At 72.3% G+C, this 20626-nt stretch carries 23 protein-coding genes; 10 read left to right on the forward strand and 13 right to left on the reverse strand.

Features of this window, described 5'->3' with window-relative positions; genetic code table 11:
* Positions 1 to 4: 4 nt before the first annotated feature.
* From ACIP5M_RS14640 to bioB, 4 genes are all read right to left on the reverse strand, one after another.
* Positions 5 to 709, reverse strand: a complete 705-nt coding sequence (locus tag ACIP5M_RS14640) for a VanZ family protein (RefSeq protein ID WP_401196527.1) — start codon at positions 707 to 709, stop codon at positions 5 to 7.
* Positions 710 to 850: 141 nt separating this feature from the next.
* A complete protein-coding gene (bioD, locus tag ACIP5M_RS14645) occupies positions 851 to 1594 on the reverse strand; it encodes a dethiobiotin synthase (protein ID WP_401196530.1) in 744 nt (247 codons plus the stop codon).
* Between the two features lie 9 nt (positions 1595 to 1603).
* Entirely contained in the window at positions 1604 to 2929 is a 1326-nt protein-coding gene (locus ACIP5M_RS14650) for an adenosylmethionine--8-amino-7-oxononanoate transaminase (RefSeq protein WP_401196532.1), read from the reverse strand.
* Positions 2922 to 4172 (reverse strand): biotin synthase BioB, encoded by a 1251-nt coding sequence (gene bioB, locus ACIP5M_RS14655; RefSeq protein WP_401196535.1) that lies wholly within the window; start codon positions 4170 to 4172, stop codon positions 2922 to 2924. Before bioB ends, ACIP5M_RS14650 begins: the two co-directional genes overlap by 8 nt.
* 181 nt (positions 4173 to 4353) lie before the next feature.
* Between bioB and ACIP5M_RS14660 the strand changes: the two genes are divergently transcribed.
* Entirely contained in the window at positions 4354 to 5550 is a 1197-nt protein-coding gene (locus tag ACIP5M_RS14660; RefSeq protein WP_401196537.1) for an 8-amino-7-oxononanoate synthase, read from the forward strand.
* 15 nt (positions 5551 to 5565) lie between these two features.
* Here ACIP5M_RS14660 and ACIP5M_RS14665 read toward each other — a convergent pair whose 3' ends face one another.
* Together ACIP5M_RS14665 and ACIP5M_RS14670 are read right to left on the reverse strand one after the other, a co-directional pair.
* Positions 5566 to 5796, reverse strand: coding sequence for a DUF397 domain-containing protein (locus ACIP5M_RS14665; protein ID WP_401196538.1), 231 nt, complete (start codon positions 5794 to 5796; stop codon positions 5566 to 5568).
* A 13-nt stretch (positions 5797 to 5809) separates the two neighbouring features.
* Positions 5810 to 6694, reverse strand: coding sequence for a helix-turn-helix domain-containing protein (locus tag ACIP5M_RS14670; protein ID WP_401196541.1), 885 nt, complete (start codon positions 6692 to 6694; stop codon positions 5810 to 5812).
* Positions 6695 to 6891: 197 nt separating this feature from the next.
* On the opposite strand from ACIP5M_RS14670, the gene ACIP5M_RS14675 reads away from it, so the two are divergent.
* Positions 6892 to 7350, forward strand: a complete 459-nt coding sequence (locus ACIP5M_RS14675) for an ATP-binding protein (RefSeq protein ID WP_401196544.1) — start codon at positions 6892 to 6894, stop codon at positions 7348 to 7350.
* Between the two features lie 16 nt (positions 7351 to 7366).
* On the opposite strand, the gene ACIP5M_RS14680 is transcribed toward ACIP5M_RS14675, so the two are convergent.
* A complete protein-coding gene (locus tag ACIP5M_RS14680; RefSeq protein ID WP_401196546.1) occupies positions 7367 to 7759 on the reverse strand; it encodes a VOC family protein in 393 nt (130 codons plus the stop codon).
* A 323-nt stretch (positions 7760 to 8082) separates the two neighbouring features.
* Between ACIP5M_RS14680 and ACIP5M_RS14685 the strand changes: the two genes are divergently transcribed.
* The 7 genes from ACIP5M_RS14685 to ACIP5M_RS14715 all read left to right on the forward strand — a co-directional run bounded on the left by ACIP5M_RS14685 (position 8083) and on the right by ACIP5M_RS14715 (position 14487).
* Entirely contained in the window at positions 8083 to 8385 is a 303-nt protein-coding gene (locus tag ACIP5M_RS14685) for an urease subunit gamma (RefSeq protein WP_401196549.1), read from the forward strand.
* A gap of 16 nt (positions 8386 to 8401) precedes the next feature.
* The gene (locus ACIP5M_RS14690; protein ID WP_401196552.1) at positions 8402 to 8713 is read left to right on the forward strand and encodes an urease subunit beta; all 312 of its coding nucleotides are present in this window, start codon (positions 8402 to 8404) and stop codon (positions 8711 to 8713) included.
* Positions 8706 to 10427, forward strand: coding sequence for an urease subunit alpha (locus ACIP5M_RS14695; RefSeq protein ID WP_401196555.1), 1722 nt, complete (start codon positions 8706 to 8708; stop codon positions 10425 to 10427). The genes ACIP5M_RS14690 and ACIP5M_RS14695 overlap by 8 nt, the downstream gene beginning before the upstream one ends.
* A gap of 13 nt (positions 10428 to 10440) precedes the next feature.
* The gene (locus ACIP5M_RS14700) at positions 10441 to 11115 is read left to right on the forward strand and encodes an urease accessory protein UreF (protein ID WP_401196556.1); all 675 of its coding nucleotides are present in this window, start codon (positions 10441 to 10443) and stop codon (positions 11113 to 11115) included.
* Positions 11116 to 11159: 44 nt separating this feature from the next.
* Positions 11160 to 11846: an urease accessory protein UreG gene (ureG, locus tag ACIP5M_RS14705; RefSeq protein WP_401196558.1), complete on the forward strand. Its 687-nt coding sequence runs from the start codon at positions 11160 to 11162 to the stop codon at positions 11844 to 11846.
* Positions 11831 to 12640: an urease accessory protein UreD gene (locus ACIP5M_RS14710; protein WP_401196561.1), complete on the forward strand. Its 810-nt coding sequence runs from the start codon at positions 11831 to 11833 to the stop codon at positions 12638 to 12640. The genes ureG and ACIP5M_RS14710 overlap by 16 nt, the downstream gene beginning before the upstream one ends.
* A gap of 248 nt (positions 12641 to 12888) precedes the next feature.
* The gene (locus ACIP5M_RS14715; RefSeq protein WP_401197191.1) at positions 12889 to 14487 is read left to right on the forward strand and encodes an alpha/beta hydrolase; all 1599 of its coding nucleotides are present in this window, start codon (positions 12889 to 12891) and stop codon (positions 14485 to 14487) included.
* A 76-nt stretch (positions 14488 to 14563) separates the two neighbouring features.
* On the opposite strand, the gene ACIP5M_RS14720 is transcribed toward ACIP5M_RS14715, so the two are convergent.
* The 6 genes from ACIP5M_RS14720 to ACIP5M_RS14745 form a co-directional block, all read right to left on the reverse strand.
* Positions 14564 to 15274, reverse strand: a complete 711-nt coding sequence (locus ACIP5M_RS14720; protein WP_401196563.1) for a lysophospholipid acyltransferase family protein — start codon at positions 15272 to 15274, stop codon at positions 14564 to 14566.
* Between the two features lie 111 nt (positions 15275 to 15385).
* Complete coding sequence (locus tag ACIP5M_RS14725) at positions 15386 to 15544, reverse strand: hypothetical protein (protein ID WP_215142228.1); 159 nt, start codon at positions 15542 to 15544, stop codon at positions 15386 to 15388.
* A gap of 32 nt (positions 15545 to 15576) precedes the next feature.
* Entirely contained in the window at positions 15577 to 16536 is a 960-nt protein-coding gene (locus tag ACIP5M_RS14730) for a cytochrome c oxidase assembly protein (RefSeq protein ID WP_401196566.1), read from the reverse strand.
* An 89-nt stretch (positions 16537 to 16625) separates the two neighbouring features.
* Positions 16626 to 17651, reverse strand: coding sequence for a 6-phosphofructokinase (locus tag ACIP5M_RS14735; RefSeq protein WP_401196569.1), 1026 nt, complete (start codon positions 17649 to 17651; stop codon positions 16626 to 16628).
* A 213-nt stretch (positions 17652 to 17864) separates the two neighbouring features.
* Complete coding sequence (locus ACIP5M_RS14740) at positions 17865 to 18593, reverse strand: type 1 glutamine amidotransferase (protein WP_401196571.1); 729 nt, start codon at positions 18591 to 18593, stop codon at positions 17865 to 17867.
* 19 nt (positions 18594 to 18612) lie between these two features.
* Positions 18613 to 19851 carry a MurT ligase domain-containing protein gene (locus ACIP5M_RS14745; protein ID WP_401196574.1) on the reverse strand — a complete coding sequence of 413 codons (1239 nt, stop codon included), beginning with the start codon at positions 19849 to 19851 and terminating at the stop codon, positions 18613 to 18615.
* 123 nt (positions 19852 to 19974) lie between these two features.
* Here ACIP5M_RS14745 and def point away from each other — a divergent pair, with 123 nt between their 5' ends.
* The gene (def, locus tag ACIP5M_RS14750) at positions 19975 to 20529 is read left to right on the forward strand and encodes a peptide deformylase (RefSeq protein ID WP_401196576.1); all 555 of its coding nucleotides are present in this window, start codon (positions 19975 to 19977) and stop codon (positions 20527 to 20529) included.
* Positions 20530 to 20626: the final 97 nt, after the last annotated feature.

Raw genomic sequence — 20626 nt, forward strand, 5'->3', positions numbered from 1 at the left:
AAGCCTAAGCAGTCGGCACGGGCGCGGGGCGGGGCCGCTCCGCCGGCGCATGCGCCGCAGCGCGCCACCAGCGGCGCGAGGCCAGCCCGGCCAGCAGGGCGCCGGCGGCGTTGACCAGGACGTCGTCCACCGACGACACCCGGTCCAGCCGCAGGACGTACTGGGCGGTTTCGACCAGGACCGAGCAGCCCGCCCCGAGCGCCAGGATCCGCGGCAGGGATGCCAACGCGGCGAACCGCATCGGGGCGAAGAACCCCAGCGCCGCGAAGACCAGCAGGTTGCCCGCGACCCCGAGCGGCCCCATCGTCACCAGGTCCCGCAGCGGCACCAGGCTCAGCCGGCCGGGGACGGCGCCCGCTGCGGCGCCCGGCATCATGGTCAGCCACAGGAACGGCACCGTCCCGTGGACCATGCCCACCTCGGCCAGCGACATCCGCCACGCCGATGTGACCCCGGCGGCACGCCGCAGGCGCGCCAGGAGCCACACCACCAGCACCGCCAACGGCAGCGCGGCCAACGTCATGAGCACCACCCCGTTGAACGTGTCGAAGCAGCCGTGCCACCGCCCGGCCATGCACGTGGGAGCGGACATCATGAGGGGTCTGCGCACGGCGTACGCGGCGCTCGCCGTCCCGAGGACCGCCAGGCCGAGCAGAACGGTCCTGCGCGTACGGCGGGGCGGTGCGGCCCGGGGGGCGTTGTGGTTCATGCCCCCATAAGAGACGCCGGGCCGTTGCGGCCGCGTATGCGGTTTTCGATACGCCCGCGATACACCGCACACCGAATCCCCGACACGCCCCGGCACCCCCCGGCACCTCCCCGACACGGGGGAACCGACGGTCTCCCCGGCTCAGGCGCCGGCGGGGCTGAGCGGTCCGGCCGGCCAGGCGGTCAGGAACCCGGTGGCCGACCAGGTGCCGTCGAGGGCCGGGGAGAGCCAGGTGGGGGCCGTGGTGCGGAACACGGGCGGGGGCAGGGTGCCCGCGGACTCGGGGACGGCGCCCAGGAGGGGGGCGCCGGAGACCTCGGGAAGGTCCGCCAGGTTGCAGCGGGAGGCCAGGTCCGGGGCGGACGGCCAGCTGCCGACCACCAGACCCAGCGGCGTGAGGTCACGGGCGCGTAGGGCCTCCGCCGTCAGGGCCGCGGAGTTCAGGGTGCCGAGGCCCGCCGGGACGACGACCAGCACCGGGGCCCCGAGCAGCCGGGCCGCGTCCGCCAGGGTGTGGCCGGCCTCGTCGAAGCGGACGAGCAGCCCGCCCGCGCCCTCCACCAGGACCAGGTCGTGGGAGAGGGCGAGCCGGTCCGCCGCTTCCGCGACGGCTGCCGGGGAGACGGTCGCCAGCCCCGCCCGGCGGGCCGCCGTGTCCGGGGCCAACGGCTCCGGGTAGCGGGCCAGTTCCACCGCCGTGACGGCGGAACCGGCCAGGCGGGCCACCTCGGCGGCGTCCCCCGCCTCGTCCGGGCCGACCCCCGTCTGGGCGGGCTTGAGCACGGCCACCGAGCGGCCGGCCGCCATCGCCGCGGCCGCGATCGCCGACGTGACCACCGTCTTGCCGATCTCCGTGCCCGTCCCGGACACCACTATTACGGACATGTCCGTCTCTCAGCCTTCCTGCGCTGCCGCGACCACCGCGCGGCAGATACGGGCCACATCGTCGTCGCCGGTGACGAACGGGGGCATCGTGTAGATCAGATCGCGGAACGGGCGCAGCCAGACGCCCTCCCGCACGGCCGCCCGGGTGGCCGCCGCCATGTCGACGTCGTGGTCCAGCTGCACCACGCCGATCGCGCCGAGGACGCGCACGTCCCGTACGCCGGGCAACTGCGCCGCGGCCGCCAGGCCTTCGCGCAGGCCGGCCTCGATGCGCTTGACCTCGGTGGGCCAGTCCTGGCTCAGGAGGAGGTCGACCGAGGCGAGGGCGACGGCCGTCGCGAGCGGGTTGCCCATGAAGGTCGGGCCGTGCGCGAGCACCGGAACCTCGCCCTGCGAGATCCCGTCGGCCACCCGCCGCGTGCACAGCGTCGCCGCCAGCGTGAGGTAGCCGCCGGTCAGCGATTTGCCCAGGCACATCACGTCGGGGGTGATCCCCGCGTGGTCCGCCGCGAAGAGCGCGCCCGTACGCCCGAATCCCGTCGCGATCTCGTCGAGGACGAGGAGGACGCCGTACTCGTCGCACAGGTCGCGCAGCACCCGGAGGTAGCCGGGGCTGTGGAAGCGCATGCCGCCCGCCCCCTGGACCACCGGTTCCACGATGACCGCGGCCAGCTCGTCCGCGTGCGCGGCGATCAGGGACCGCAGGTGGTCGACGTACGCCGGGTCCACGGCGGCGTCGAAACCGCCGGGCGGCACGTCCGCGAAGACCTGCCGCGGCAGGTGACCCTGCCACAGCTCGTGCATGCCGCCCTCGGGGTCGCAGACGGCCATCGGCTGCCAGGTGTCCCCGTGGTAGCCGCCGCGCCAGGTGAGCAGGCGGGTCTTGCCCGTCCGGCCGAGCGAACGCCAGTACTGGAGGCACATCTTGACCGCGACCTCGACCGAGACCGAGCCCGAATCGGACAGGAAGACGTGCTCCAGCCCCGGCGGGGTGATCTCCACCAGACGGGCCGCCAGCCGGACGGCGGGCTCATGGGTGAGCCCGCCGAACATCACGTGCGACATACGGCCCAGCTGCGCGGTCGCCGCCTCGTTCAGCACCGGGTGGTTGTAGCCGTGGATCGCCGACCACCAGGAGGACATGCCGTCGACCAGCTCCTCGTGGCCCTGCCCCTGCCCGGACGGATCGGCGAGCCGCAGCCGCACCCCCGAGGCCGAGGCGATGACCAGCGGCTCCTGCCGCCCGGGCATCGGACCGTACGGGTGCCAGACGTGCTGCCGGTCCAGCGCGAGGAGTTCCGCGCCGGCCGGCGCCGGCTGAAGCGGGTCAGGCATTGGGGGCGAGATCCGTCCCCGCGCCGCGCCGGCGGACCGCCACCAGATCGGAGCGCACCTCCCCGGGCTCCGCCTGCTGTGCCGCTACGGGCGCCGCCTCCGCGTGCCCGGAGCAACCACCGCAGGCCGAACCGCACCCGGCTTCCCCGGCGTTGCCCCCCGCCCCCGCCGAACCGCACAGCGACGCACCGCCACCGTGCGAACCGCACCCGCCCGCCGTGGCCGCCTCCGCCACGTCGGCGCGGTGGGCCGGGAGCGTCGTCGTACCGGCACCCTCCACCTCGAAACCGGCGTCCGCGATCATGTCGAGGTCGGCCTGCCCGGCCTGGCCCTCACTGGTGAGGTAGTCGCCCAGGAAGATCGAGTTCGCCACGTGCAGCGCGAGCGGCTGCATCGAGCGCAGGTGCACCTCGCGGCCGCCCGCGATCCGGACCTCCACGTCGGGGCAGACGAAGCGGACCATCGCGAGGATCCGCAGGCAGCGCTGCGGGGTGAGGTTCCACTCCTTGGCGAGCGGGGTCCCCTCGAACGGGATCAGGAAGTTGACCGGCACCGAGTCCGAGTCCAGCTCACGCAGCGCGTAGACCACGTCGACCAGGTCCTCGTCGCTCTCGCCCATGCCCGCGATCAGACCGGAGCAGGCGGACAGGCCGGCCGCGTGCGCCTTCTGCACCGTGTCGACCCGGTCCGCGTAGGTGTGGGTCTGGGTGATCTGCCCGTACGTCGCCTCGGAGGTGTTGAGGTTGTGGTTGTACGCGTCGGCGCCCGCTTCGCGCAGCCGCTCCGCCTGGCCGTCCGAGAGCAGGCCGAGGCACGCACAGACCTCGACGCCCTCGTTCTGCTCCTTGATCGCCGCGATCGTCTTGCCGACGCGGTCCACGTCCCGGTCCGTCGGCCCACGGCCGCTCGCGACCAGGCACACCCGCTTCGCGCCGCCCGCGACACCGGCCGCGGCGGCCTCGGAGGCCTCCTCGGGCTTCAGCCACGTGTACTTCAGGATCTCGGCCTTCGAACCGAGACGCTGGGAGCAGTAGGAGCAGTCCTCGGGGCACAGGCCCGACTTCAGGTTGACCAGGTAGTTCAGCTTGACCCGACGCCCGAACCACTGGCGGCGCACCTTGCCGGCCGCGGCCACCACGTCGAGCAGTTCGTCGTCGGAAGTCGCCAGTACGGCGAGCGCCTCTTCGCGGGTCGGCAGCTCGCGCCGCAGCCCCTTGTCCACCAGGGTGTTCAGCAGGTCCATGACGCCGATCCTGGACCACACCACCGCTCCCGGCCAAGGAGAGATCGCACAACATGGCCGGTTGCGAGTGTGTGTATCGCCACACCTGACAGTCGAGGCCCGGCGGCTAGGGTCGAGCCGACGCCCGGCGGCTAGGGTCGGGCCGGTCTGTGGACTGCCGACAAATCACGAGGACGTGCCGATGCCCCAGCCCGCTCCCGAGCCCGCTTCCGAGCCCCCTTGCGGTGCCCCGGACGTCTTCTCCTGGATCGACGACGCGGAGAGCGCCCGTGAACGGGCCGGGCTCGTCCGCACCCTGCGCCCGAGGCCGGCCGAGTCGCCGCTCCTGGACCTCGCGAGCAACGACTACCTCGGTCTGTCCCGGCACCCCGAGACCGTCCGCGGAGCGCGGGAGGCGGCCGAACGGTGGGGGGCCGGAGCCACCGGATCCCGTCTGGTGACGGGCACGACCGAACTGCACGCGGAGCTCGAACGAGAGCTCGCCGACTTCTGCGGATTCGAGGCCGCGCTGGTCCTGTCCTCCGGATACGCGGCCAACCTGGCCGCCGTCACCGCGCTCAGCGACCGGGGGACCCTGGTCGTCTCCGACGCCGGCAACCACGCCTCGATCGTCGACGGCTGCCGCCTCTCGCGCGCCGAGACCGCCATCGTCCCGCACTCCGATCCGGACGCCGCCCGCAAGACGCTCGCCGCGCACGGGGGACGGGCGCTGCTGGTCAGCGACTCCGTGTTCTCCGTCGACGGGGACGCCGCCCCGCTCGCCGGATACGCCGCCGCCTGCCGGGACGAGGGCGCGGCCCTGGTCGTGGACGACGCGCACGGCCTGGGCGTGCTGGGGGAGGGCGGCCGCGGCGCACTGCACGCCGCGGGGCTGTCGGGCGCGCCCGGCGTCGTCGCCACCCTGACCCTCTCGAAGTCCCTGGGCAGCCAGGGCGGGGCGGTGCTCGGTCCGGCCAAGGTCATCCGCCACCTGGTCAACACCGCGCGCACGTTCATCTTCGACACCGGCCTGGCCCCGGCCGCCGCGGGCGCGGCGCTGGCGAGCCTGCGCCTGCTCCGGCGGGAACCGGAGCGCGCGGGCCGCGCCCGTGAGGTGGCCGCCCAGCTGTACGGGCGGCTCACCGCGTCCGGCCTGACCGCGGCCCGGCCGGACGCGGCCGTGGTGTCGGTACGGGCCCCGTCGGCCTCGGCGGCACTGCGCTGGGCCGCCGACTGCCGCGAGGCAGGACTGTCCGTGGGGTGCTTCCGGCCGCCGTCGGTGCCGGACGGCATTTCCCGGCTGCGGCTGACCGCCCGGGGGGATCTCACGGGGGAGGAGATCACCCGGGCCGTGGCGACGATCCTGCGGACCGCGCCGGCCGGAGCCACGGACCGGTAGGCGGAGCCACCGGGGCTACCGGAGCACGTCCGCCCGTACGGAAGCGAGGAAGCCCTGCCAGGCCGGCCCGGTGAAGAGCACGGCCGGGCCGTCCGTCCGCTTGGAGTCCCGGACGGCCAGCAGGCCGCCGCCGAGGACGGCCGCTTCCACGCAGTTGTTCATTCCGGTACTGCGGCTGCTCCGCCGCCACCGCGCGCTGTTCAGAAGTCCGCTGATCGATAAGACCGATGAGGGGGTTGCGGACACGGGGGGTGCCTCCTTACGCGTCGTCAGCGAGTGCGCTGATGAGATCCGACGAGTCCTGGGGCGGGAGGGCGTGTTCCTGAATGGTGCGGAACGCGGCGCTGTAGGCCTCTAGGTCTTCCTTCCGCTCCAGATAGAGGCTACTCGTCAAATGGTCGAGTACCACCACATCCAGATCGGCGATGTCCGGAAATGAGAAAATGACGAACGGTCCGGTGAGGCCGAGATGACCGCCCACGCTGAACGGCAGTACCTGTAGCCGCACTTGCGGCAGCCTCGCCACCTCCACCAGGTGCCGCAGCTGTTGCGCCATCACCCCGGGACCGCCGATCTGCCGGCGCAGCACCGCCTCGTCCAGTACGGCGCTCAGCTCCAGCGGCGGATCGGCCCGCAGCACCGACTGCCGGGCCAGCCGTACGTCGACCAGCGCGTCCACCTTCGGTTCGGGCAGCCCGCCCAGCGCTGCCCGGGTCACGGCCCGGGCGTACTCGGCGGTCTGCAACAGCCCCGGAACCACGGACAGTTCCACGGTCCGCGCGGCCCTCGCCCCGGCCTCCAGGCTGATGAAGTCCCGGTACTCCTGGGGCAGCAGCCCCCGGTAGTCGTGCCACCACTGGCGGCCCCGCCCGGTGTCGCCGCCCGGGCCGGGGCCCGCGGCCGAGGCCGACAGCGCCTCCAGCAGGGCGCGCTGCTCGGGGCTCACGATCTGCCCGTAGACATCGAGCAGCAGGCGGATGTCCTCCGGTTTGACCCCGCTGCGCCCCGTCTCGATGCGGCTGATTTTCGACTGGTGCCATCCCACGATCCGGGCCGCCTCACCGCTGGTGAGTCCGGACCGGTCGCGCAGGGCACGCAGTTCCTCGCCGAGCTTGCGCCGGCGCACCGCGGGACCGTGCTGCACACCCGCCTCCTTCCACCGGCACAGCTCGCACCAGTCTGCCGTCCAAATACGCTCTTCCGTAGCAGAGTTCACCGCATCGAGCGACAGATATATGCATATCTTGGGGGAACGGCGGATGCGGCGGCACGATGGGTGGCACTCTGGCGTCCAGCACAGATCCGGGGCGGCTTGGCCCCGGTGGGAAAGGGACCGTCGCCATGGCAGATCACCAGGAAGCATCCGTCACTCTGCCGAGCGATCCGGCGTCGGTCGCCGCCGCCCGCCGCTACGTCGCGGAGGTGCTGGGCGAATGGGGACTCCCCGATCACGGAGCGGGTGCCGAGACCGCCGACAGCGTCCGGCTGATCGTCTCGGAGCTCGCCACCAACGCCGTACAGCATACTTTCGGCCAGTCGCCGACCTTCACCGTGGACGTCCGGCTCGAGCGCGAGGAGTGGCTGCGCGTCGGAGTCACCGACAGCCACCCGCGCTGGCCCAAGCGGCTGCCGGCCGCCGTCCAGCAGGACAACGGCCGGGGGATGGTCATCATCCGCTGGCTCACCGCTGAGGCGGGCGGTCGGCTGTCGGTCAGCCCCACCGAGGACGGCGGCAAAACGGTCTGGATCGCCCTGCCCTGGCCGGTCGCGGCGGAGGCGAAGGCGCCCACCGGCTGCTGAGCAGCCGGGGCCGGGGTCAGGAGGCGGCGCGCTCCCCGGCGCTGCGCTCGATGCACAGCTCGTTGCCCTCGGGGTCGGCGAGCACGACCCACCCAAGGACGCCGTCCTGCGCGCGGCGGTCGTCCACGATCTTCGCGCCGAGCCCGACCAGGCGCTCGACGGTCTCGTCGCGGGTGCCGGTGGGCGGCTGGATGTCCAGGTGGACGCGGTTCTTGACGGACTTGGCGTCCGGCACCTGGACGAAGAGCAGGCCGGGCACACCGGGCTGTCCCGACTCGAGCAGGATCGCCTCGTCGCCCTCCACGTCGTCCGGGTGAATCCGGTAGCCGGTCACCTCCGACCAGAACCGCGCAACCTGCCAGGGGTCCAGGGCGTCGAAGGTGATGTGCCGGACGGGGTTGACGAACATGGGTCTCCTCGTGGGGTCCGCGGGCGGAACGCCGCGCGGGGCCGTATACGGAACCGGGGTCCCGGTTCCCCGGAGTTGAACCGGGAACCTCCCCGAAACGTGGGTTAACTCGGCGGAAAAACGCAGCGTCTAGCGTGGCACCGCGCTCGTCCGCCAATGATCGCCCATCATCCGGTAAAGCGGCGGTGGTCGGGACGGAAAGCCTTTCTCTGCGTTGGGCAAGAGACGCTTGGCTCGGATAAGCCCAGGTCAACAAAGTGTTGACGGCCGATAGGGTCGCCCCGGCGCGATGTTGATCTTGTCCCGGAAATTTGGTGATACGTGTGCAACTGACACCGCACGAGCAGGAAAGACTGCTCATCCACGTGGCCGCGGACGTGGCCGAGAAGAGGAAGGCCCGCGGGGTGCTCCTCAACCACCCCGAGGCGATCGCACTCATCACGTGTCACATCCTCGAAGGGGCCCGCGACGGACGGACCGTGGCCGAGCTGATGGCCTCCGGTCGCACCGTGCTGCGGCGCGAGGAGGTCATGGAGGGGATCCCCGAGATGATCCACGACGTCCAGGTCGAGGCGACCTTCCCGGACGGCACCAAGCTCGTCACCGTCCACGACCCGATCGTCTGAAAGAGGAGCCGTCCGCATGATCCCCGGCGAAATCGCCTTCGGGGACGGCCCGGTGCTCCTCAACGAGGGCCGCCCCGTCACCCGCATCACCGTGCTCAACGCCGCCGACCGGCCCGTCCAGGTCGGCTCCCACTACCACTTCGCCGAGGCCAACCCCGGCCTCGACTTCGACCGTTCCGCGGCCCGCGGGCAGCGGCTCAACATCGCGGCCGGCACCGCCGTGCGCTTCGAGCCGGGCATCCCGGTCGCCGTGGAGCTCGTACCGCTGGCCGGACTGCGCACCGTACCGGGACTGCGCGGGGAGACCGGAGGGCCGCTCGATGGCTGAGATCTCCCGCCGGGTGTACGCCGACCTCTTCGGGCCGACCCGCGGCGACCGGATCCGGCTGGCCGACACCGACCTCTTCGTCGAGATCGAACAGGACCTCAGCGGCGGCCCCGGCCGGGCCGGCGACGAGGCCGTCTTCGGCGGCGGCAAGGTGATCCGCGAGTCCATGGGGCAGGCCCGCACCACCCGCGCCGAAGGCGCCCCCGACACCGTGATCACCGGGGTCGTCGTCCTCGACCACTGGGGCATCGTCAAGGCCGACCTCGGCATCCGCGACGGCCGCATCTGCGGCCTCGGCAAAGCCGGCAACCCCGACACCATGGACGGCGTCGACCCGGCCCTCGTCATCGGCCCCGAGACCGAGATCATCGCGGGCAACGGGAAGATCGTCACCGCCGGGGCCATCGACGCCCACGTGCACTTCATCTCCCCGACCGTCATCGAAGAGGCGCTCGCCTCCGGGATCACCACCCTCGTCGGCGGCGGCACCGGACCGGCCGAGGGCAGCAAGGCCACCACCGTCACCCCCGGACCCTGGCACCTGGCCCGGATGTTCGCGGCGCTGGAGGCCTACCCGGTCAACATCGGCCTCCTCGGCAAGGGCAACACCATGTCCCGCGAGGCCATGCACTCCCAACTGCGGGGCGGCGCCCTCGGGTTCAAGATCCATGAGGACTGGGGCTCCACCCCCGCCGTCATCGACGCCTGCCTGAGCGTCTGTGACGAGACGGGAGCCCAGGTCGCCATCCACACGGACACCCTCAACGAGGCCGGATTCGTCGGCGACACCCTCGCCGCGATCGCCGGACGGACGATCCACTCGTACCACACCGAGGGTGCGGGCGGCGGACACGCGCCCGACATCATCACCGTGGTCTCGGAGCCCAACATCCTGCCCAGCTCCACCAACCCCACCCGGCCGCACACGGTCAACACCGTCGAGGAACACCTCGACATGCTGATGGTGTGCCACCACCTCAACCCGGCCGTCCCCGAGGACCTCGCCTTCGCCGAATCCCGGATCCGGCCCTCGACGATCGCCGCCGAGGACATCCTGCACGACCTCGGGGCCATCTCGATCATCTCCTCCGACTCCCAGGCCATGGGGCGCGTCGGGGAGGTCGTCCTGCGCACCTGGCAGACCGCCCACGTCATGAAGAAGCGGCGCGGCTTCCTGCCCGGTGACGGACCCGCCGACAACCACCGCGCCCGCCGCTACGTCGCCAAGTACACGATCAACCCCGCCGTGGCCCAGGGGCTCGCCCGCGAGATCGGCTCCGTCGAGACCGGCAAACTCGCCGACCTGGTGCTGTGGAACCCCGCCTTCTTCGGGGTCAAGCCCGAGCTGGTCATCAAGGGCGGCCAGATCGCCTACGCGCAGATGGGCGACGCCAACGCCTCCATCCCCACCCCGCAGCCGGTCCTGCCCCGCCCCATGTTCGGCAGTCACGGGCGCGCACCCGCCCTGAACTCCCTCAACTTCACCGCACAGGCCGCCCTCGACGACGGACTGCCCGAGCGCCTCGGGCTCGGCAAGCAGTTCACCGCCATCGAAAGCACCCGGAAGGTGGGCAAGGCGGACATGCGCAACAACGACGCCATGCCGCGGGTCGAGGTCGACGCCGACACCTTCACCGTCACCATCGACGGAGAGGCCGTCGAGCCCGCGCCCGCCGCCGAACTGCCCATGGCCCAGAGATACTTCCTCTTCTGATGGACACGCTCCGATGAGCCTCGCCGCCCTGCTCGTCCTCGCGGACGGCCGGTTCCCCGCCGGAGGCCACGCGCACTCCGGCGGGGCCGAAGCCGCCTGCAAGGCCGGCCGGATCCACGACGCCGCCACCCTGGAGGATTTCTGCCGGGGCCGGCTGCACACCGCCGGACTCACCGCCGCCGCTCTGGCCGCGGCCGGCGCCCTCGGCCTCGACCCGGCGGAGCTCGACGCCGCCGCCGACGCCCGCACCCCCTCGCCCGCCCTGCGCGCGGCCGCCCGGCGGCTCGGCCGGCAGCTGCTGCGCGCCGCCCGGGCCACCTGGCCCGACGCCGAACTGGAGGCACTGGCCGCCGCGTTCCCGCGGGGCGCCCACCAGCCCGTCGTGCTCGGCCTCACCGCCCGGGCGGCCGGGCTCGGGCCGCTCGACGCCGCGCACGTGGCGGCGTACGAGAGCATCAGCGGCCCGGCGACCGCCACCGTGCGGCTGCTCGGCCTGGACCCCTTCGAGGCGAGCGGGGTCCTGGCCCGCCTCGCCCCCGAGCTCGACGCCGTGGCGGCCCGGGCGGCCGGGGCCGCCGACCGGGCCCGCTCCGACGGCACGGACTGCCTGCCCGCCGCCTCCTCGCCCCTGCTGGAGATCGCGGCCGAGGCCCATGCCGACTGGCCGGTACGCCTCTTCGCCTCCTGAGCGCCCCGACCGGCCTTTCGAGAACCACCCCCAAGGAGAACCCCATGCATCTCGACCACGGCGCGACCTACCCCCCTCGCCACACCCACGGGGCCGCCCCGCTCCGCGGCGACGGCACCCGGCGCGCCCTGCGCATCGGCCTCGGCGGGCCCGTCGGCTCCGGCAAGACCGCCACCGTCGCCGCGCTGTGCCGCGCCCTGCGCACCGAACTGTCCATGGCGGTCGTCACCAACGACATCTACACCCGGGAGGACGCCGAGTTCCTCCTCCGTGAAGCCGTGCTGCCGCCCGAGCGGATCACCGCCGTCGAGACCGGAGCCTGCCCCCACACCGCCATCCGCGACGACATCTCCGCCAACCTGGAGGCCGTGGAGGAGCTGGAGGAGACGGTCGGCCCGCTCGACCTGATCCTCGTGGAGTCCGGCGGCGACAACCTGACCGCCACCTTCTCCCGGGGCCTGGTCGACGCCCAGATCTTCGTCATCGACGTGGCCGGCGGGGACGACATCCCGCGCAAGGGCGGCCCCGGCGTCACCACCGCCGACCTGCTCGTCGTCAACAAGACCGACCTCGCCCCCCACGTCGGCTCCGACCTGGACCGGATGGCCCGCGACGCCGCCGAGCAGCGCGGCGAACTGCCCGTCGCCTTCCAGTCGCTGCGCGGTCCCGAAGGGGTGGCGCCGGTGGCCGCCTGGGTGCGCGAGCGGATCGCCGCATGGACCGTACGGTGACCAGCGCGCCTCCCGCGCTCCCGCCGGCGGCGGGCCTGCGGGCCACCGCCCGCATCCACGCGGCCGCCGACGGGCGGGGCGGCACCTCCCTGCCCCTGCTGGCCGGCGAGGGGCCGCTCGCGCTGCGCCGCACCCGGGGCTCGGGGGCCGAGGCCGCGGTCATGCTGGTCGGCGCGATGACCGCCCCGCTGGGCGGTGACCACCTGACCGTCGAGGCCACCGCCGGGCCCGGGGCCCACCTGTCCCTCGCCTCGGCGGCGGCCACCCTGGCGCTGCCCGGACGCTCCGGCGAACCCGCGCGCTACGACGTACACCTGACCCTGCAGGACGGGGCCTCGGTGCGGTGGCTGCCGGAGCCGCTGGTCTCCGTGCGCGGCAGCGACCTGCGCGTGCGCACGCAGGTCCGACTGGCGCCCACCGCACGGCTGCTGCTCCGCGAGGAACAGGTGCTGGGCCGCAGTGGGGAGGCCGCCGGCCTGCTGTGCAGCCGGCTCACCGCCACCCGCGGCGGCCGCCCGCTGCTGGACCAGGAGCTCACCTGCGGACCCGGCGCGCCCGGCGGCTGGGACGGCCCGGCCGGACTCGCGGGCCACCGGGCCCTGGGCCAACTGCTGGTCGTGGACCCCGCCTTCGAGCAGGCCCCGCCCGCCGCCGCGGTGCTGGGGGAGTTCGCGGCGGTGACCCCGCTGGCGGGGCCGGCGGTGCTCGTCACGGCCCTGGCCCCGGACGCCCTGCGGCTGCGCGAACTCCTGGACGGAGCCGCCCGTACCTACGCGCCGCCGCAGCAGGCGTAGTTAGGGACGAATCAGACACCGCTCAGCGGTACACGCCTCTCCGGTTATCGGGTTGGCAAAGAACTCGATCCCGGTCTGTTGCCGGGTCCTGCTCAGGCGCAAGGATCCCCCTGCACGCGGACGACCGAAACCGACCGCAACCGGCCGCCGACGGCGGCACCTGACGCAGGGGGAACAACCACGTGATACGCAACGCGGCGCTGGGGAGCGCCGCCACACTGATCACCGGCACGCTGGCGGCGGGCCTGATGCTCGCTCCGTCCGCCTCGGCGGCCTCGGCCGGCCGTGACAACGGGTCCGCGGAGGCGGTCGGCGTCCAGATCGCCGCCGCCCGCGCCGCCCGCACCGGAATCGAGTGGAAGGACTGTCCCGCGGACTGGGGCTTCGAAAAGCCCATTCAGTGCGGCTGGGTGAAGGTTCCGCTCGACTACACCAAGCCCTTCGGCAAGACCATCGACCTCGCCGTCGACCGGATCGGCAGCACGGGCACCCCGGAGGAGCGCCAGGGCGCGCTCGTCTACAACCCCGGCGGCCCCGGCGGTTCCGGCATGCGCTTCCCGCGCCGGGTGACCACCAAGAACCCGCTGTGGGTCAACGCCTCCAAGGCGTACGACTTTGTGGGCTTCGACCCGCGCGGTGTCGGCCACTCCGCGCCCATCTCCTGCATCGACCCGCAGGAGTTCGTCAAGGCGCCCAAGGCCGACCCGGTCCCCTCCAGCGAGGCCGACAAGCTCGCCCAGCGCAAGCTCGCCGCCGAGTACGCGGACGGCTGCAAGGAGCGCAGCGGCGAGATGCTGCCGCACATGACCACGCCGAACACCGCGCGCGACCTCGACGTGATCCGGGCCGCCCTCGGCGAGAAGAAGCTGAACTACCTCGGCGTCTCCTACGGCACCTACCTCGGCGGGGTCTACGCGACCCTCTTCCCGACCCACGTGCGCCGCATGATCGTCGACAGCGTGGTCGACCCGGACCGGGACAACATCTGGTACGAGGCCAACCTCGGTCAGGACGTCGCCTTCCAGATGCGCTGGAACGACTGGCAGGACTGGGTCGCCAAGAACGACGCGGTCTTCCACATCGGCGACACCCGCGCCAAGGTCGAGGCCAAGTACCAGGAGCTGCGCGCCACCGCCAAGGCCAACCCGATCGGCGGGGTCGTCGGCCCGGCCGAGCTCATCGGCTTCTTCCAGGGCGCCCCGTACTACGACTCCTCCTGGGTGCCCGTCGCCCAGACCTGGGCCGCGTACCTCGCCGGTGACACGCAGGCGCTGGTCGACGCGATCGCCCCGGACATGACGGACACCAAGGGCAACGCGGCGTCCGAGAACAGCAACGCCGTCTACACCGCCGTCGAGTGCGCCGACGCCAAGTGGCCGACCAGCTGGGCCAAGTGGGACCGGGACAACAGCAAGCTGCACGAGAAGTACCCGTTCCTGACCTGGTCCAACGCCTGGATGAACCTGCCCTGCGCGACCTGGAAGTCCAAGCAGAGCACCCCGATCGAGGTCGGCGCCAAGCGCGGTCTGCCGCCGGTGCTGATCGTGCAGTCCGAGCGGGACGCCGCCACGCCGTACGAGGGCGGGGTCTCCCTGCACAAGCGGCTGGCCGGTTCGCGTCTGATCACCGAGCAGAACGCCGGCTCGCACGGTGTCACCAGCCTGGTGAACCCCTGCATCAACACCCGGGTCGACACCTACCTGCTCACCGGCAAGGTCGACGCCAAGGACGTGACGTGCGGTCCTCACGCCACCCCGGTCCCGCCGGCCGCGGCCGCCGCGAAGGCGCTGGCCGAGTCCCCGGCGTCCGCCCTCCCGGCCCTGGAGGAACTGCCCGCCGTTCGCTAGGTCCCGCGGCGGCATGAAGCAGTACGGAGCACAGCAGTACAGAAGTGCAGAAGTACAGCACGGCACGGGAGAAGGCTCAGCGCGTTGTGCGCCGGGCCTTCTTCCGCGCTTCCTCCTCCTCCGCCTTGACCTCGGCGGCGTACCGGTCGACGTACTCCTGGCCGGACAGGTTGAGGATCGCGTACATGATCTCGTCGGTGACGGCCCTCAGCACGGCCCGCTCGCCCTCCATGCCCGCGTACCGCGAGAAGTCCATCGGCTCGCCGAAGCGGATCGTCACCCGCCGGATCTTCGGGATCTTCTGCCCCGGCGGCTGGATCTCGAAGGTGCCGAGCATCGCGCAGGGGATCACCGGCACACCGGCGCCCAGCGCCATGGCGGCCACCCCGACCTTGCCCTTGTAGAGCCGCCCGTCGTGCGAGCGGGTGCCCTCCGGGTAGATGCCCAGCAGCTCGTCCTTGGCCAGCACCCCCAGCCCCTCCCGCAGCGCCGCCTGTCCGGCTTCCTTCCCGGAGCGGTCCACCGGGATCTGACCGGCGCTGCGGAAGAAGGCCGCGGTGAGCCGCCCCTTGACCCCCGGGCCGGTGAAGTACTCGGCCTTCGCGAGGAAGGTGATCCGCCGCTTCAGGATCGCGGGCATCAGGAAGTGGTCGGAGAACGACAGGTGGTTGCCCGCGACGATCGCGGCGCCCTCCGCCGGGATGTTCTCCAGGCCCTCGATCCGCGGCCGGAACACCAGCCGCAGCAGCGGACCGAGCAAGACGTGCTTGAGCAAGTGGTAGAACACCAGGCCGCTCCCGTCGCTGTCCCGTTGTCACGGCCATCGTACGGACAGTCAGTGCCGTCGCGGCAGCTCGGGGACGGCCTTGATCGCGTCCCGATCGGGAGGGCGTGCTGCTCAGGCGCCGCGGGAGGCGGCCATCCCGGCGGTCAGCAGCCCCAGCACCACCCAGCCGAACCACAGCCAGCCATTGCTGCCGAGGGCCACGGAGTACGCGGCGACGGCCACCAGAGCGGCGAAGGTCATGACAGCCATCGCCTTAACGGATCCGGTCATGCCTCATGGTCGCGCGCGAAGGCGGTCCCGCGCTACTGGCCACGCGCTTGCAGTGAGGCGAGATAGGCGTTGTACGCCTCCAGCTCCTGGTCGCCGTTGCGGTCCGCGGCCCGGTCGGAGCGCTTCGCCGCCCGCTGCTCGGAGTGGTACCACTGGTAGACCAGCGCGATCAGCACCAGCACCGAGGGGACCTCGCTGAAGGCCCAGGCGATGCCGCCGCCCCACTGCTGGTCGAGCAGCGGGTCGATGTCCAGGGAGGCCGGCGGGTTCGCGTACGTCTTGATCATCGGTTCGCTCGCCATCATCAGGGCGATGCCGAAGAAGGCGTGGAAGGGCATGCCCGCGAAGAGCTCCAGCATCCGCATCACGTAGCCGGGGCGGTGCGGGCCCGGGTCGATGCCCATGATCGGCCAGAAGAAGATCAGGCCGACGGCGAGGAAGTGCACCATCATCGCGATGTGCCCGGTCCGGCTCTCCATGAGGAAGTCGAAGAGCGGGGTGAAGTAGAGGGCGTAGAGGCTCGCGATGAACATCGGGATCGTGAAGGCCGGATGCGTCACCACGCGCATGTAGCGGCTGTGCAGCAGGGCCAGCAGCAGCTCGCGGGGGCCCTTGTGGCCGCGCACCGCCGCGGGCGGCAGTGCGCGCAGCGCCAGCGTCACCGGGGCGCCGAGGAGCAGCAGGATCGGGGTGACCATGCTGATCACCATGTGCTGGACCATGTGCACGCTGAACATGACCATGCCGTAGTCGTTCAGCTTGGTGCACATCACCGCGACCACCGTCAGCACACCCAGGGTGAACGCGATGGTCCGCCCCGCGGACCAGGAGTCCCCGCGCCGGCGCAGCCGCAGCACGCCCCACCCGTACAGGGCGAGCCCGATCAGGGAGCCGAAGAGGAAGAAGGCGTCGAAGGAGAACTCCAGCCCGCGTCCGAGAGTGAACGGCGGCAGGTCCATGTTCATGTCCATGCCGTGCCCGCTGTGGTCCATCACTTCACTCCCTTGACTGTGGCGCCCCACCACAGTAGTGCCGCCCCCGTACGCTCGTGCGCGCGGGGGCGGCCGTAAGGGGCATACGGTCACAGAACCGTCTGGGCCTCGTCGTACCGCGCGGCCGGGACCGTCTTGAGGGTCGAGGTCGCCTCGGCGAGCGGCACCATCTCGATGTCCGTGCCGCGCAGAGCCGTCAGCATGCCGAACTCGCCCCGGTGCGCCGCCTCCACGGCGTGCCAGCCGAAGCGGGTGGCGAGCACCCGGTCGTAGGCGGTCGGCGTGCCGCCGCGCTGGACGTGGCCCAGGATCACCGGCCGGGCCTCCTTGCCCAGCCGGTGCTCCAGCTCCACGGCGAGCCGGTTGCCGATGCCGGCGAACCGCTCGTGGCCGTACATGTCGGTGCCGCCGTCCTCGAACTCCATCGAGCCGGCGCGCGGCTTGGCGCCTTCTGCGACGACGACGATCGCGAACCGCTTGCCCGCCGAGAAGCGCTCGCCGACGATCGCCGTCAGCTCCTCGATGTCGAAGGGGCGCTCCGGTACGACGATCGCGTGCGCGCCGGCCGCCATGCCCGAGTGCAGGGCGATCCACCCGGTGTGGCGGCCCATGACCTCGACGACCATCACGCGCTGGTGGGACTCGGCGGTGGTCTTGAGCCGGTCCAGCGCCTCGGTGGCCACGCCGACGGCGGTGTCGAAGCCGAAGGTGACGTCGGTGGACGCGATGTCGTTGTCGATGGTCTTCGGGACGCCGACGATGGGCAGCCCGGCCTGCGAGAGCAGGTTCGCGGCCTTCAGGGTGCCCTCGCCGCCGATCGGGATGATGGCGTCGAGGCCGAGGTCGGCGACGTGGCCGCGGGCGCGCTCCACCCCGTCGCGCAGGTGCGCGGGCTGGACCCGGGAGGAGCCGAGGATGGTGCCGCCGCGGGCGAGGATGCCGCCGACGGCGTCGAGGTCGAGCTTGCGGTAGTCCGCCTCCAGCAGGCCCTTCCAGCCGTCGTGGAAGCCGATCACCTCGTCGCCGTGGTCGACGACGGCGCGGTGCACGACGGAGCGGATGACGGCATTGAGGCCGGGGCAGTCGCCACCGGAAGTGAGCACACCTATGCGCATGGCAGGAAGACCTTTGCAACGTGGGCCGACGACCGGACCACGTCGTCCGGTTGGAACTACGGCCACCCTACAAGCGGTGGAGCGGTGGACTGAACCATCCTCCACAAGCTGGTCGCACTCGTCGTACGAAACGACGTCGGCCCGGTTCCCCCAAGGGAAAACCGGGCCGAACAGATGATGCCGGGGCCGCCCCGATGAGCGGCCCGCGCGGTGCTACGCGGGCTGCGCCGCCGCCGCGATGCGCTCGGCGCGCAGCGCCTCGTACCACCGGTCGTCTATGGCCGGCAGCGCGTTCACGTCGAGGGCCAGCTTCAGCAGCAGGTCCGCGATCTGCGGGTTGCGGGCCATCACGGGGCCGTGCATGTACGTCCCGAACACCGTGTCGTTGTACGCGCCTTCGGTGCCGTCACCGGTGCCGTTGCCGCGGCCCATCGTCACCCGGGCGAACGGCTTCGCCGTCGGGCCGAGGTGGGTGACGCCCTGGTGGTTCTCGAAACCCGTCAGCTGCGGCAGGCCGAGCCGCGGGTCGATGTCCGCGAGGACGTCGCCGACGCACCGCTCGCCCTCGCCGCGCACGGTGACCACGTCCAGCAGGCCGAGGCCCTCCTGGCGCTGTCCCTGGTCGTTGACGAACTCCTTGCCGAGGATCTGGTACCCGGCACAGACGGAGAAGACGATCGCCCCGTTCGAGACGGCGCGCTCGAGGCCGCCGTCGCGCAGCAGGCGCTCGGCGGCCAGCCGCTGCGGCCGGTCCTCGCCGCCGCCGATCAGGTAGATGTCGCCCGAGGTGGGGATCGGCTGGTCGCTGCGCACGTCCACGCGCTGCACGTCCAGGCCGCGCTGGCGCGCCCGGCGCTCCACCACGAGGGCGTTGCCCTGGTCTCCGTACGTGCTCAGCAGGTCCGGGTAGACCCACACCAGACGCAGGCTGTTGTCGCTCATGCTCTTGTCCTTATGGGTACTAGTTGCCGACGCGCCGGCGCACGTCCTGGAAGGCGGTGTAGTTGGCGATCAGCTCGATCTGCCCGGGCGGCGCGAGCTGCACGGCCTCGTCGAGGGTCTCGCACACGCGGAAGTCCAGGCCGGCGACCTCGAGGCGGACCGCGAGGTCCAGCTTTCGGTCACCGATCACGAAGATCGGGTGGCCGGACAGGCGCGGGTAGTCCACGTCCCACAGCCAGGACGTGTCGGTGCCGTCGGCGCCGCGCGCGTTCACCGAGAGGACCACCGGGGCCGGCGGCGGGTCGATCAGCGAAAACGTTTCGAGCCAGCCGGCCGGGTTCTTCGCGAGCAGCAGCCGCAGCTCGCGGCCCTGGAAGGTCACCACGTCGTAGCGGCCGGCGACGGCCTGCACCTGGTACATGCGCTCCAGCGCGACCTGCGGCGGGACGCCGAAGACGGCGGCCACGGCGGCCGAGGTCGCGGCGTTGGCCTTGTTGGCGCGGCCGGGCAGCTGGAGGTGGATCGGCCAGGCCGAGCCGTGCGGGTCCAGGACGTGGTCGCCGGAGAGCACCCAGGTCGGCGTCGGGCGGCGGAAGCCGCACTCGCCGCAGAACCAGTCGTCGCCGGGGCGCTGCATCACACCGCCGCAGGAGGGGCACGACCAGGCGTCGTCCTTCCACTCCTGGCCGGCCGCGACCCACACCACGTTCTGCGAGGAGGAGGCGGCCCAGACGATCAGCGGGTCGTCGCAGTTCGCCACGATGACGGCCTTGGAGCCCTGGAGGCCCTCGCGCCACTTCTCCGCGAGCATGCGGGTCTCGGCGGCGCGGTCCAGCTGGTCGCGGGAGAGGTTCAGCAGGGCGATCACCTTGGGGGTGACGTCCCGGGCCACCCCGGCCAGGTACTTCTCGTCGACCTCGATGACGCCGTACTTGGCGTCCGAGCCGCCGGCGAGGGCGGAGGTGATGCCGGCCGGCATGTTCGCGCCCAGCGCGTTGGAGACGACGGGGCCGCTGGCGCGCAGGGCCTCGGCGATCAGCCGGGTCGTCGTGGTCTTGCCGTTCGTCGCGGAGACGAGGACGACGTCGAGGTGCTGCGCCAGCGCGCCGAGAAGATCGGGGTCGAGTTTGAGTGCGACCTTGCCGCCGATCACCGATCCGCTTCCGCGTCCCGCGGCCCGCGACACCGCCGCCGCGGCCTTGCCCGCCGTCACGGCCAGCTTGGCCCGCGGCGAAAGCGGCTCCGTGTTGCCTGCCATCGTCCCTTGTCCTCCTTGCGTCGGTCGGCCCCAGCCTATCCAGTACCGGCCGGGGCCTTGACCGCGGCGCCCCCACGCCGCGGCAGATCTCCTCATATAGTCGCCCGTCGTACGCTTACGGCCATGCGACAGCGCCCCATTCCCGGTACGACCGGCCTCGTCCGCCCCATGAGCCTGCTGGGCGATCCGGTGCTCCACTCGGCCTGCGCGGAGGTCACCGAGTTCGGGCCGGCCCTCGACCGGCTCATCGAGGACATGTTCGCGACGATGTACGCGGCCGAGGGCGTGGGTCTCGCGGCGAACCAGATCGGTGTCGCGCAGCGGGTGTTCGTCTATGACTGCCCCGACGACGAGGACGTCAGGCATGTCGGCCACATCGTCAACCCGCGCCTGGTCTCCGCCGACGGGGACGAGTTCACCGGGCCCGAGGGCTGTCTGTCCCTGCCGGGCCTTGAGGCGGGTACGGCTCGCTTCGACCGTGCCGTGGTGGAGGGGGTCACCTCGGACGGCACACCGGTGCGGATCGAGGGGACCGGGTTCTTCGCGCGGTGCCTGCAGCACGAGTGCGACCACCTCGACGGGACGGTGTACGCGGACCGCGTGACGGGCTTGCGGGCCCGTCGCCTGCGGCGGGCGATCCGCAAGGCGCCGTGGGGGGCCGGGGTGTTGCAGGGCTGAGGCGGGCGGGCGGCGCGGAGCCCGGCTGCGCCGGGACCTGGGGCTCTGCCCCAGACCCCGCGCCTCAAACGCCGGCGGGGCTGGAAGTGCCCCCAGC

The sequence above is a fragment of the Streptomyces sp. NPDC088762 genome (assembly GCF_044750905.1).
In the GTDB taxonomy this organism is placed as follows: domain Bacteria; phylum Actinomycetota; class Actinomycetes; order Streptomycetales; family Streptomycetaceae; genus Streptomyces.